This is a genomic window from Streptomyces sp. CB02009, from assembly GCF_001905825.1.
Lineage (GTDB): Bacteria > Actinomycetota > Actinomycetes > Streptomycetales > Streptomycetaceae > Streptomyces.
In genome coordinates, this window is record NZ_LIVV01000011.1 from 312407 (window position 1) to 325383 (window position 12977).

At 73.6% G+C, this 12977-nt stretch carries 11 protein-coding genes; 7 read left to right on the forward strand and 4 right to left on the reverse strand.

What is annotated here, in order from left to right; all coding sequences use genetic code 11:
* The first annotated feature begins 11 nt into the window (after nt 1-11).
* From AMK27_RS36140 to AMK27_RS36150, 3 genes are all read left to right on the forward strand, one after another.
* Nucleotides 12-2063, forward strand: a complete 2052-nt coding sequence (locus AMK27_RS36140; RefSeq protein WP_079188711.1) for an MMPL family transporter — start codon at nt 12-14, stop codon at nt 2061-2063.
* 65 nt (nt 2064-2128) lie between these two features.
* Nucleotides 2129-3295 (forward strand): sensor histidine kinase, encoded by a 1167-nt coding sequence (locus AMK27_RS36145; RefSeq protein ID WP_073917962.1) that lies wholly within the window; start codon nt 2129-2131, stop codon nt 3293-3295.
* Complete coding sequence (locus AMK27_RS36150) at nt 3292-3948, forward strand: response regulator transcription factor (RefSeq protein WP_073917805.1); 657 nt, start codon at nt 3292-3294, stop codon at nt 3946-3948. The genes AMK27_RS36145 and AMK27_RS36150 overlap by 4 nt, the downstream gene beginning before the upstream one ends.
* A gap of 106 nt (nt 3949-4054) precedes the next feature.
* On the opposite strand, the gene cutA is transcribed toward AMK27_RS36150, so the two are convergent.
* Genes cutA through AMK27_RS36170 form a run of 4 tightly spaced genes read right to left on the reverse strand, consistent with a single transcriptional unit; the run spans nt 4055 to nt 9080 of the window.
* Complete coding sequence (gene cutA, locus AMK27_RS36155) at nt 4055-4774, reverse strand: divalent cation tolerance protein CutA (RefSeq protein ID WP_073917807.1); 720 nt, start codon at nt 4772-4774, stop codon at nt 4055-4057.
* Nucleotides 4771-6678, reverse strand: a complete 1908-nt coding sequence (locus tag AMK27_RS36160; protein ID WP_198955996.1) for an ABC transporter ATP-binding protein — start codon at nt 6676-6678, stop codon at nt 4771-4773. The genes cutA and AMK27_RS36160 overlap by 4 nt, the downstream gene beginning before the upstream one ends.
* Nucleotides 6675-8408 (reverse strand): ABC transporter ATP-binding protein, encoded by a 1734-nt coding sequence (locus AMK27_RS36165; protein WP_073917809.1) that lies wholly within the window; start codon nt 8406-8408, stop codon nt 6675-6677. The genes AMK27_RS36160 and AMK27_RS36165 overlap by 4 nt, the downstream gene beginning before the upstream one ends.
* A gap of 12 nt (nt 8409-8420) precedes the next feature.
* A complete protein-coding gene (locus tag AMK27_RS36170) occupies nt 8421-9080 on the reverse strand; it encodes an NADPH-dependent FMN reductase (RefSeq protein WP_079188705.1) in 660 nt (219 codons plus the stop codon).
* A 92-nt stretch (nt 9081-9172) separates the two neighbouring features.
* Here AMK27_RS36170 and AMK27_RS36175 point away from each other — a divergent pair, with 92 nt between their 5' ends.
* From AMK27_RS36175 to AMK27_RS36190, 4 genes are all read left to right on the forward strand, one after another.
* Nucleotides 9173-9937 carry an aminotransferase class IV gene (locus tag AMK27_RS36175; RefSeq protein ID WP_073917811.1) on the forward strand — a complete coding sequence of 255 codons (765 nt, stop codon included), beginning with the start codon at nt 9173-9175 and terminating at the stop codon, nt 9935-9937.
* A gap of 46 nt (nt 9938-9983) precedes the next feature.
* Entirely contained in the window at nt 9984-11696 is a 1713-nt protein-coding gene (locus AMK27_RS36180; protein WP_073917813.1) for a right-handed parallel beta-helix repeat-containing protein, read from the forward strand.
* Nucleotides 11693-12154, forward strand: coding sequence for a hypothetical protein (locus tag AMK27_RS36185; RefSeq protein ID WP_241847705.1), 462 nt, complete (start codon nt 11693-11695; stop codon nt 12152-12154). Before AMK27_RS36180 ends, AMK27_RS36185 begins: the two co-directional genes overlap by 4 nt.
* A 239-nt stretch (nt 12155-12393) precedes the next feature.
* Nucleotides 12394-12900, forward strand: a complete 507-nt coding sequence (locus AMK27_RS36190) for a hypothetical protein (protein WP_073917815.1) — start codon at nt 12394-12396, stop codon at nt 12898-12900.
* Nucleotides 12901-12977 lie beyond the last annotated feature (77 nt).

The following is a 12977-nucleotide window of genomic DNA, read 5'->3' on the forward strand; positions in this document are numbered from 1 at the left end:
AGGGGGGCCCGATGCAGGGCCGTAAGAGGATCGTCGGCTGGGGGGTGCTGGCCCTGTGGGTGGTGGTGCTCGCCCTCGCCGCACCGCTCGCCGGAAGGCTCGGCGACGTCCAGCGCGACCGCGCCGTCGACTACCTGCCCGCGAGCGCCGACTCGACGCAGGTCGCGACCGTCATGGAGCAGATGCCGGGGGGCGGCTCCACCGACCTCGTGCTCGTCTACCACCGGGACGGCGGACTGACCGCCGCCGACCGGGCCACCGCCGCCCGCGAGGTGCGGCAGGTCGCCGCCGGGCACCCGCTCGCCGCACCGCCGCGTGCCGTCCCCTCCGAGGACGGCACCACCCTCCTGTACGCCGTGTCGAGCACGGAACCCGGCACGGACGAGACGGCCAGGGACGCCTTCGTCCACGACGTCCGCGCGACCGTGAGCGGCGAGGTCGGCGGCCCCGGCGCGCTCGCCACGGACGCGGGCGAGGTCTACAACTCCCTCGACGGGCCGCTCCTCTACACGACCGTCGCCGTCGTCGCGGTCCTCCTGATCGTCATCTACCGCAGCCCGTTCCTCTGGCTCGTCCCGCTGGCCGTCGCCGGCGTCGCCGACTTCCTGTCCATGGCCGTCACCTACGCCCTGCACCAGGGCTTCGACATCAGCGTCTCCGGCCAGAGCACCGGCGTCATGACGATCCTCGTCTTCGGCGCGGGCACCGACTACGCGCTGCTCCTCGTCTCCCGCTACCGCGAGGAACTGCGCCGCGTCCCCCGCCCGTACGACGCCATGACCGCCGCGCTGCGCGGCTGCGGCCCCGCCGTCCTCGCGTCCTCCGGGACCGTCGCCCTCGGCATGCTCTGCCTGCTCGCCGCCGACATGAACAGCAGCCGGGGCATGGGCCCCACGGCCGCCGTCGGTGTCCTGTGCGCGCTCGTCGCGATGACGACGCTGCTCCCTGCCCTGCTCGTCGTCCTCGGGCGACGGGTGTTCTGGCCGCTGATCCCGGCGTACGGAAGCGAGCCGAAGGCCGCGCGCCGCTCGCTCTTCGCCGCCATGGGCTCGTCCGCCGGACGGCGCCCCCTCGCCGTCCTCCTCGCGGGAGCCGCCGCCCTGGCCGCGCTGGCGCTCGGTGCGCTGAACCTGCCCGGAGCGCTCAAGCAGGAGGACACCTTCAGCTCCACCCCCGAGGCGGTCGCCGCGATGAAGACGCTGGCCGCCGCGTACCCGGAGACGGGCACCCAGCCCGTCACCGTGGTCGCCCCGACGGGCCGGGTCCCCGAGGCGCTGCGGACGGCGCTCGCCACCGACGGCGTCGCGCAGGCCGAACGCGGTCGCAGCGGCGGCGGCTGGACGGAGATCTCCGTGGTCGCCGCGCATCCGCCGCAGTCCGCGGCCGAGACCGCGACCATCGAGGCGCTGCGGTCCGCGCTCGGCGACGGGGTGTACGTCGGCGGGCCCAGCGCGGAGCAGCTCGACATGGCCGACACCAGCGCCCGCGACCGGAACATCGTCGTCCCGCTCGTCATCGTCGTCGTCCTGCTGGTGCTGGTCGTGCTGCTGCGCAGCCTCGTCGCGCCGCTGATCCTGATCGCCGCCGTGGTCGCCGTCTGGGGCGCGTCCCTCGGCATCGGCGGTCTCGTCTTCGAGGGCCTCTTCGGCTTCGGGGGCACCGACCCGGGCCTGGCCCTGCTCTCGTTCGTCTTCCTCGTCGCCCTCGGCGTCGACTACGGCATCTTCCTGATGCACCGGATGCGCGAGGAGTGCCTGGGCGGGGCGGAGCCGGGTGCCGCGGCCCTGACGGCCCTGCGGACGACCGGCGGGGTGATCGCATCGGCGGGGCTCGTCCTCGCCGCGACCTTCGCGGTGCTCGTCAACATGCCGATGGTGCAACTGGCGGAGCTGGGCTTCGTGATCGCGGTCGGCGTCCTGCTCGACACCTTCCTGGTCCGCACCTACCTGGTCACGAGCGCGAGCGTGCTCCTCGGCCGGAAGGTGTGGTGGCCGGGTCCGCTGGCCAGGAAGCCCTTGCCAGCGGCGGGTCAGGAGCCCGAGCGGGAGCCCGTACGGGTCTGATCACGAGCGGCCGAAGGGGCTCCACACACTGTCAGGAGCCCCTTCCCGCAGGGAGGATGGACACCATGGACTTCGCAGCGGCCTTCACCCGTGACCCCCAGGCGGGGCCGGACCCGGTGCGGCGCGACGCGGCGGCCGCCGCCGTGTTCGCGGTGCTCGCCGCGGTGCTCGCGCTGACCGTCGACGACGGCCGCCGCCCGGACGCCCTCGGCTGGGTCCTGCTGCTCGCCGCGCACGTCCCGCTGGCCTGGCGGCGCAGGGCCCCGCTGCCGGTGCTGCTCGCCGTCGTGGCCGTCGTCGCCCCGTACCACGGGCTCGACTACATGCATCTGGCGCCCATTCCGGCCTCGATGACCGCGCTCTACACCGTCGCATCCACCGGCCGGCCGCAGCGCACGGTGATCGTGGGACTCTCGGTCACCTCCGTCACCCTCACCATGCAGCTCTTCGTCAACCCGCACGAGGTGGTGGAGCTGCTGCGGGTCTCCGGCTGGGTGATCGCGATGCTGGTCTTCGGCGCGAGCATCCGGCTCCACCGGCAGCTGGTGGCGGGCGTGGTGGAGCGGGCGGAGTACGAGGCCGAGCGGAAGGTCACCGAGGAACGGCTGCGCATCGCGAGGGACCTGCACGACCTGCTCGCGCACTCGATCACCCTCATCGGCGTGCAGACCTCGGTCGCCGCGCACGTGCTGGTCGCCGACCCGGACCGGCTCGACCGGGAGGCGCTCGTCCGGGCGCTCGACGGCATCGCCGAGACCTGCCGGGGGGCCCGGGCGGAGGTGCGCACCACGCTGGACGTGCTGCGGGCCGCGCCGGAGGGCCCGCTGCCCGACCTGGCCTCGCTGCCCGATCTCGTACGGTCCTCGGGCGCGGCCCTCTCGGTGCGGACGGCGGCGGCGAGGATCCCGGCGGCCGTGGGCGCGGCGGCGTACCGGATCGTGCAGGAGTCCCTGACCAACGCCGTGCGGCACGGCGGTCCCGGCGCGGACGTGCGGGTCGATGTCGGCCTCGACGAGGAGGTGTTGACGGTACGGGTGACCAACGGCGGCGCGGCCTCCCGGGTGCCGGGCCAGGGCGCGGCGGGCGGAACCGGCGGCTCCGGCTACGGGATCCTGGGGATGCGGGAGCGGGCGAGGAGCGTGGGCGGCACACTGAGCGCGGGCCCGCGCGCCGGCGGGGGCTTCGAGGTCGAGGCGGCGCTGCCGCTCTCGGTGGGAGAGGTGGCGGTGTGATCCGGGTGCTGCTCGCGGACGATCAGGCGCTCGTCCGGGCGTCGTTCGCGATGCTGCTCGACTCGGCTCCGGACATGGAGGTGGTGGGCCAGGCGGCCAACGGCCGGGAGGCGGTCGAGCTGGCCCGTTCGTCGCGGGCCGACCTGGTGGTGATGGACGTCCGGATGCCCGAGCTCGACGGGATCGGCGCGACCCGGCTGATCGCCGCCGACGAGGACCTGGCCGGGGTCAAGGTGCTGGTCCTCACCACGTACGACACCGACGAGCACGTGATGGAGGCGCTGCGGGCGGGTGCGTCGGGCTTCGTCGTCAAGGACATCCTCCCGGCGGAACTCCTCACCGCGATCCGTACGGTCGCGGCGGGCGAGGCGCTGCTGTCGCCGGGCCCGACGTCCCGGCTGATCGCCCGGGCGCTGGCCGCGCCGCAGCCGCCGGCGACGGGCGGCCCCGAGGGGCTCTCGGACCGGGAGCGCCAGGTCCTGACGCTGACGGGCCGGGGCCTGAACAACACGGAGATCGCGGAGACGCTGGGGCTCTCGCCGCTCACGGCGAAGACCCATGTCAGCCGGATCATGGGGAAGCTGTCCGCACGGGACCGGGCCCAGCTGGTCATCATCGCCTACGAGTCGGGCCTGGTGAGCCCGGGCCGCTGAGCCGCCGGTCGACCACGTCCGCCGGTCCGCCGGTCGGCCGCGTACGCCGGTGCGCCGGGCCGCCGGTCCGGCCCGCTCGACACAGCACCCTCCCCGGCGGCAGGGCCTACGGCCGGTCGAACCAGTCGCCGCTCTCGATGACCGCGCCGAGAGGGGCGTCCGGTGCCGCCAGGAAGACCCACGCGGACACCCGCGCGCTGTCCCGCACCCGGACGACGTCCATGGCGACCCGCTCGTACCCGACGGGCAGCTCCAGGCGGTCGAGCAGGCCGAACAGCTCGCCGTAGGCGTCGGGCGCGGGCGTGAGCAGGGTGCCGACCACCTTGCCCCCGTCCGCCGGGACGACGTACGGGTAGCCGGGTCCGTCGTGCAGGACCGCCCCGTGCAGCACGGCGTCCGCCTCGGCGCCGATCCGGCCGGCGAGGAACCGGTCGTGGTTGTACGCGCCCGGGCGCAGCGTCCCGTACACGAAGAACGGCCGCTCCTCGTGGGGCGGGGCCTCGATCTCCAGGGTGGCGGACGTCTCGCGCTCGACCCAGCGGGCGTACCCCTCGCTCACCCGGGTCACCCGGGTGGCGAGGATCTCGGGCGTCTCGTAGTCGTGGGCGGCGAGGAGGTGGGCCTCCAGGGCCGGGTAGCGGGCCTCGGTGGTCTTGAACACCACCTCCCACTCCTCGGTGGTCTCGATCGCGCCCCGCCAGTGGTAGACGGACGTGACGGGAGCCGAGATCTGCGCGCAGGCGACGAGCCGGGCCTCGACGGCGCCGCGCGCCAGGGCTTCCGCCTTGGCGCGCGCGTCGGTGGTGGTGCGGACGGTGACGATCACGTCTCCACCGTACGGGCGAACTGGGCCGCGTGCAGCCGGGCGTACGCTCCCCCGGCGACGAGGAGTTCCTCGTGGCCGCCCTGCTCGGCGATCGAGCCGCCGTCCATCACCAGGATGGTGTCCGCGTCCCGGATCGTGGAGAGCCGGTGGGCGACGACGAAGCTGGTGCGGCCCGTCCTGAGGGAGGCCATCGCCTCCTGGACGAGGAGTTCGGTCCGGGTGTCGACGGAGCTGGTGGCCTCGTCGAGGACGAGGATGACCGGGTCCGAGAGGAAAGCGCGGGCGAGGGTGACGAGCTGCTTCTCGCCGGCGCTGAGGCCGCCGCCGTCCTCGTCGAGGACGGTGTCGTAGCCGTTGGGCAGGGTGCGGACGAACCGGTCGGCGTGCGCGGCCCTGGCCGCTTCGACGATCCGCTCGCGCGAGACCTCGCCCGGCATCCCGTACGCGATGTTGTCGGCGATGGTGCCGCCGAACAGCCAGGTGTCCTGGAGGACCATGCCGATGCCGGAGCGCAGTTCCTCCCGGGTCATGGCCGCCGTGTCGACGCCGTCCAGGGTGATCCGGCCGCCGGTCACCTCGTGGAACCGGAGGAGCAGGTTGACCAGGGTCGTCTTGCCGGCGCCGGTGGGGCCGACGATGGCGACGGTCCGGCCCGGCTCCACGGTGAGGGACAGGTCCTCGATGAGCGGCCGGCCCGGCTCGTAGCGGAAGGCGACCTTCTCGAAGGAGACCCGGCCGCGGAGCGTCTCCGGCCGCTGCGGCTCGGCCGGGTCCGGGTCCTCCTCCTCGGCGTCGAGGAGGTCGAAGACCCGCTCGGCGGAGGCCACTCCGGACTGGAGCAGGTTGGCCATGGCGGCGACCTGGGTGATCGGGCCGTTGAAGTCGTACGAGTACTGGATGAAGGCCTGGACGTCGCCGACGGACAGCGTGCCGCTCGCCACCCGCAGTCCGCCGACCACCGCGATGACCACGTAGTTCAGGTTGCCGACGAAGGTCAGGGCGGGCTGGATGAACCCGGACACGAACTGGGCCCGGAAGCTCGCCCGGTAGAGCTCCTCGCCCAGCTCGTCGAAGCGGCGGACGGCCTCCGCGCGGCGGCCGAAGACGACGACCTCGGTGTGGCCGGTGATCATCTCCTCGACGTGGCTGCCGAGCCGGCCGGTGACCGCCCACTGCTTCACGAACTGCGGCTGGGCACGGCGGCCGACGAAGCCGGCGACGACGATCGAGACGGGCACGGTGGCGAGGGCGACGAGGGCCAGCACCGGGGAGACCCAGAACATCATCGCGAGGACGCCGACCAGGGTCAGCAGAGCGCGGACCATCTGGCTGAAGGCCTGCTGGAGGGTCTGGGTGATGTTGTCGATGTCGTTGGTGGTGCGGGAGAGGACCTCGCCGCGCTCCTGCCGGTCGAAGTAGCCGAGGGGCAGCTTCGCCAGCTTGTGCTGGGCGTCCTCGCGGAGCCGGTGGCCGGCCCGCTGGACGACGGTGGTGGCGATCCGTAACTGCACCCAGGTGAAGAGGGAGGACCCGGCGACGACCAGGGCGGACAGGGCGAGGAGCCGGCCGACCGCCCGGAAGTCCACCCCGGCCGGGCCGGTGGCGCCGGTGATGACGAGGTCGGTGGCGCGGCCGAGGAGGAGGGGGTTGAGGACGGTGAGGGCGACGCCCGTGGCGCCAGCGGCGAGGAGGCCGAGGAGCGGGGCCCGGTCGGGGGCGAGGGTGCGCAGCAGGCGGAGCCCGGAGGCTCGGAAGGACAGGGAGCGTTCGACGCCGGGCGTGGCGGGGAGGCCGGGGCCCCGCTGCGAGGAGGAGGGGCCGGTGCGGGCGGGGACGGCGCGGGGGCCCTCCCCGGGTCCTTCGGGTGTGTCCTGCGCGGTGCGGCTCTCCGTGGCCGTGCTCATGCGGCTTCCTCCTCGGTGAGCTGGGAGAGGACGATCTCCCGGTAGGTGGGGTTGTCCTGCATCAGCGACGTGTGGGTGCCGGTGCCGACGTTCCGGCCCCGGTCGAGGACGACGATCCGGTCGGCCTGCCGGATGGTGGAGACCCGCTGGGCGACGATGACGACGGTGGCGTCCGCCGTCTCCTCCTTCAGGGCGGCGCGGAGCCGGGCGTCGGTGCGGGGGTCGAGGGCGGAGAAGGAGTCGTCGAAGAGGTAGAGGCGGGGGCGGGCGACGAGGACCCGGGCGATGGCGAGCCGCTGCCGCTGGCCGCCGGAGAAGTTGGTGCCGCCCTGGGAGACGGGCGCGTCGAGCCCCTCGTCGAGCCCGCGGACGAAGTCGGCGGCCTGGGCGATGTCGAGGGCGTGCCAGAGGTCTTCGTCGGTGGCGTCGGGTCGGCCGTAGCGGAGGTTGGTGGCGATGGTTCCGGAGAAGAGGTACGGCTTCTGCGGGACGAGTCCGACGGTCTTGGCCATGAGGTCGGGGGCGAGGTCGCGGACGTCGACGCCGTCGACGAGGACTTCGCCGCCGGTGGCGTCGAAGAGGCGGGGGACGAGTCCGAGGAGGGTGGACTTGCCGCTGCCGGTGGAGCCGATGATCGCGGTCGTCTCGCCCGGCCGGGCTTCGAGGGCGACGTCCTTGAGGACCGACTCCTCCGCGCCCGGGTACCGGAAGTCCGCGCCGCGGACCTCCAGATGACCGCGGTCGTCCGTGGTGGCGACGGGGAAGACCGGCGGGGCGACGGACGGGCGGGTGTCGAGGACCTCGCGGACGCGGACGGCGCCCGCCTCGGCCCGGGGCATGTGCATGAAGAGGAAGAGGGCCATCATCACGGACATCGAGATCTGGAGCAGGTAGCCGAGGAAGGCGACGAGCCCGCCGGGCTGGAGGGTGCCGGAGTCGATGCGGTGGGCACCGACGTAGACGAGGGCGACGGTGGTCAGTTCCCAGACGATGAGGACCGTCGGGAACATCAGGGCCTGGAGTCGGCCGGCCCGGAGGCCGACGGAGTGGAGTTCGCCGTTGGCGGCGGCGAACCGTTCCCGCTCGTGCCGGTCGCGGACGAAGGCGCGGACCACCCGGACGCCGGTGATCTGCTCGCGCAGCACCCGGTTGGCGCGGTCGATCCGCTCCTGCATGCCCGTGAAGAGCGGCCGCATCCGCAGGACGACGGTCCCGACGGCGCCGGTCATCACCGGCACGAAGAGCAGCAGCACCAGGGCGAGCGGAACGTCCTGGCGCAGGGCCATGGCGATGCCGCCGAAGCAGAGGAGCGGCGCGGCGACCAGCATGGTCAGGACGAGGACGGTGAACGTCTGGATCTGCTGGACGTCGTTGGTCGTACGGGTGATCAGGGAGGCGGCGCCGAACCTGCCCCGCTCCCGTGCGGAGAAGTCCTGGACCCGGCGGAAGACCTCGGAGCGCAGGTCGCGGGCGACGCCCATGGCGACCCGGGCGCCGGTGTAGGTGGCGGCGGCCGCGGCGGCCGCCTGGAGGAGGGTGACGGCGACCATCGCGGCGCCGCCGCTGAGGACGCGGCCGGTGTCGCCGCGCAGGACGCCGTGGTCGATGACGCCGGCGTTGAGGGCGGGCAGCGCGAGGGAGGCGAGGGACTGGGCGAGCTGGAGGGCGACGAGGAGGACGAGGAGGGACCGGTACGGCCTGAGGCGGGGCGCGAGCAGTCGCAGCAGCATGGTGACGATTCCTCACGCGCCGTACGGATGGATGGACTTGGCGTTCCTGAGGGCGCGTCCCCACCATCCGAGCTGGTCGAGGAGCGCCTTGGCCGCGCCTTCCGCGGCGGCCGGGTCCTTGTGCCGTCCGTCCTCGTCGAACAGCCCGTGGGCGTGGTGGAAGGAGACGGTGTCGCGGACGGTGACCGCGTGCATCTCGGCGTACACCTGCCGGAGCTGCTCGACGGCGCGCAGGCCGCCGGAGATGCCGCCGTAGGAGACGAAGCCGACGGGCTTGGCCTGCCATTCCGTGTAGTGCCGGTCGATCAGGTTCTTGAGGGCGGCCGGGAAGGAGTGGTTGTACTCGGGGGTGATGACGACGTAGGCGTCGGCGTTCTCCAGCACCGGTGTGACCTTGGCGAGTTCGGCGCGGACGGCCGGGGACGGGTCGTAGGAGAGGGAGGTGGGGAGGTCGGTCTCGGCGAGGTCGAGGACGGTGACATGGAAGTCCTCGCGCTCGGCGAGCCGGGAGCGGAACCAGTCGGTGACGACCGGGGCGAAGCGGCCTTCGCGGTCGCTGGCGACGACGAGGGCGAGGGTGAGCGGGGCGGGGGCGGAGGCGGCTTCCGCGGCGGCGGGCCGCACGGAGGGGGCGGCGGGAACGGTGGCCGTGGAGGCGTTCGTGGTGTCCATGCGGATGATCGTGGTACCTCAAGTTTGGTTGAGGTCAAGCGGCGTCCGACGGCTCTTTCCCCGGGGCGTTTCCCCGGACGTACGGTGAGGGCATGACGACTCCGCCTCCCTACATCGAGATCGACGGCGTCCCCGCGGCCACCGACCCCGGACTGCTCGCCGCCCTCATGTCCGGCTTCGGCCACTTCACCGCGATGCAGGTGCGGAACGGGCGCGTGAAGGGCCTGGACCTGCACCTCGCCCGTCTCGACCGCGCCACCCGCGAGCTCTTCGACCGGGAGCTGGACGGCGGGCGGATCCGCTCCCTGATAACCGGCGCCCTGGAGTCCTCGGGGCAGCGGAACGCCTCGGTACGGGTGTACGTGTACCCGGGCATCCGCCTCGTGGTGACGGTCGCCCCGCCCGCCCCGGACGGCCTCGGCGCCCCGCAGCGCCTGACCACCGCCGAGTACTGGCGGCCCGCGCCGCACCTCAAGCACCTCGGCGGCTTCGGCCAGAGCTACCACCGCGAGGCGGCCCAGCGCGCCGGTTACGACGACGCCGTGCTGATCTCCCCGTACGGCGAGATCGCCGAGGGAGCCATCACCAACATCGCGTTCTGGGACGGAAGTTCCCTGGTCTGGCCGTCGGCGCCGTGCCTCGAAGGCATCACCATGGCCCTCCTGGAGCCCCGCCTCCCCTCGGTCCGCCGCCCGGTCACCCTGGCCGACCTCTCCGGCTACCGGGCCGCGCTCGTCACCAACTCCCGTTCCATAGCGGCCGTGACGTCGATCGACGAGGTGACGTTCGCGGTGGACGAGGAGCTGATGGAGCGGGTGTACTCGACCTACGACTCGGTGGAGTGGGACGAGTTGTAGAGCAACTCGGGATCGACACGGGATCGACACGGGGGAGTTCAGCGGAATGGTCGCGAGATACGTCGTCTCGCCGCGCGGCGGGCGGCGCGCCCACCCCGACATCACGTCGGCGCTCCGGGCGGCGGCCGCACGGGGCCGGCCGGCCCTGATCGAGATCGCGCCCGGCCGGTACGAGGAGTCCCTCACCGTCCGGGGCGACATGCGGCTGGTCGCGGCCGAGGGCCCGGGCTCCGTGGTCGTCGGCCGGCCCCGCGGCCCCGTCCTGGACGCCGCCGGATCGGTCCGGGTGCACGGCCTCACCCTGGTCGGCCGTGAGACGGACGTCGCCGCCTGCCACGCGGGCGCGCTGACACTCGAGCACACCGAGATCCGCGCCCACGGCGGCGTCGCCCTGCACGCCCGGCCGCACACCACCGTCACCCTGCGGGACAGCGTGGTCGCCCACGGCAGGACCCTCTTCACCGGCGGCGCGGGGCTGGTCGAGCGCTGCCGGTTCACCGACGCCCCCGACAACGCCGTCGCCGTGATCGAGGGGGCGCGCGTCTCCGTCCTGGGCAGCCTGATCGAGGGCAGCAGGATCCACGGGCTGCGGGTCAGCGACGCGCACGCCGAGGTCGTCGGCTGCGAGCTGACCGGCACCGGGCAGGCGGCCCTCACGGCGGACGCCCGGGCCCGGCTCGTCGTGGCGGACTGCGTGATCACCGCCGTGCACGGCGAGGGGATCATGTTCACCGAGCAGTCCAGGGGCTCCGTCGACCGCACGAGGGTCGACGGAGCCCGGCACGGCATCGGCGCGGCCGGCGGCGCCGATCCGCTGGTACGGGGCTGCGTCCTCGCCGACTGCCACGACACCGGCATCAACGTGCAGACGGACGCACGGGGCCGGTTCGAGGACTGCCAGGTGCTCGGCTCCGGCAACATCGCGGTGTTCGTGACCAAGGGCGGCGCGCCGGAGGTGCACGGCGGCCGCATCTCCGGCGGCAACGTCGGCATCGCGGTCACCGAGAGCGCCCGGGGCCGCTTCACCGGCATCGCGGTCGAGGACCTGACCAACACCGCGCTGCGGGTCTTCGACGACTCCGGGGCCACGTTCACGGACCTGCGGGTGGAGCGCTGCCAGTCCGGCCTGGAGGCCCGGGGCAACGGCGGCACCACCGCCGAGGTCGCGGACACGGCCTTCCGCGACTGCGAGATGGCCGCCGTGGCCATCGGCGGCCAGTCCCGCGTCACGCTCAGGAACGTGACGGCCGAGCGCGGCATCCTCGGCTTCGGCGTCTCCGACGAGGCACAGCTGCGCGTGACCGACAGCGTCGTCACGGCGGTGAGCGGCGCCGGGGCCGGAGCCCTCGGCAGCGGACGGCTCATCGCCCGGAACCTCACGGTGAACGGCTCGGGGGCGCTCGGCGTCTACGGGACGGGCTCCGCGTACCTCGACATCACGCGGAGCGGGTTCGCCGACTGCGCGCACGCCGGCGCGAGCTTCGACGCGGAGGCCGGCGGGCAGCTGGTGGACTGCGCGGTCGACGGCACCACCGGGGTGGCCGTCGTCGGCAACGGCCGGGTCGAGACGGTCCGGCTGCGGACCTCGCTCAAGGTCCTCCGGCACGCGGAGAAGCCGGCCGGGCCGCCGCAGCAGATCATCAACATCTTCAACGGGCCGGTCTTCAACGGGCCGGTCCACGACATCCAGGTGGCCTGGGGCAACGAGAACGTCAGCCAGCACCAGGACAGGACGGAAGGAGACGGTTCCCGCTCATGAACGAACGACCGGACGAGAACGCCACGCCGGAGCAGGACGCGCAGGGGAGCCCCGCGGCCCAGGTGAACCACTACAACGGACCGGTGTTCCACGGCACCGTCTCGCAGGGCCAGTTCGCCTGGGACAACGGGACCGTCACCCAGAACCAGCAGAACAACGGCACGCCCGGCACGGTCGCCCCGGGGTACGAGGCACTCGCCGAGCGGATCGGCGAGCTCCTCCGGCAGCTCCCCGGGGCCGGCCTCGGGGAGGCGGAGCAGCGCGACACCCAGGAGGCGGCCGAGGAGGTCCTGGCGGTGATCAGCCAGGAGGAGCCGGTCGAGGAGGGCAGGGTGCGCCGGGCGCTCACCACGCTCAGGGGCGCGCTCGCCCCGGTGGCGACCGGTGTCGCGGCCGGCGCGACGGTGGGCGCGCAGGAGTGGGCCCTGGCGGCGATCACCGGCCTGACGGGGGGCTGACGGGCGGCACCGGTCACCCGTTCGGCACGGAGCATCAGCTGACACAACGACACCCGCCCTGACCTGCACGTATGCCGGAAATCCAGGCGACACACCGTATCGGACGGCCCAATCCTGATGCCTCATCAGGAGGCGCGGCGCGCGCGGCGGCTCTTATCTCGGTCTCAGAAGGCCGTTCCGGGAAGTCCCTCCCGGGAGGACCGCCCCGCTCGACCGCTCGCGCGCCCCGGAGGCCCCCCATGCGCACCATTGTCCGCCTGTTCACCGGTACCGCGCTGACGGTCGCCGCGATCGGAGCCCTCGCCGTCCCCTCGGCATTCGCCGGCGACTCCGAGTGGCTCGAGATCTTCCCCTCCGAGGCCGAACCCGGCGCCAGCGTCACCGTGAACACGCTCGCCTGCGGCAAGCACGGCCGCGGCGTCGGGGACGCGAACTCGCTCGGCGCGGGCGAGTTCCAGCTGCGCCCGAGCACGCACAAGGAGGTCGTGGTCGGCCAGTTCCACGTACCGGAGCACGCCAAGGCCGGCACGTACGGCATCAGCGTGGCCTGCGACAACGGCAAGACGGCCCGGGGAGACCTGACCGTCAAGCACCGCCGTCCCAGCGGCCACGTCCAGACCGGTGTCGGGGGCAGCGTCGGCCCCGACACCGCCCAGGTCACGGCAGGCGCGGCGGTGCTGGCCGCAGCTGCCGTGGGCGGGGTCTTGCTCCTGCGCCGCCGGGCGAGCGGCGCGCAGGGCCACTGAGACCATCCGCCTGTCCTGCCCCCGCCGGAGCGCCCGAACACGGCCCGGCGGGGGCAGGGCCACACCCCAGGGAGCCC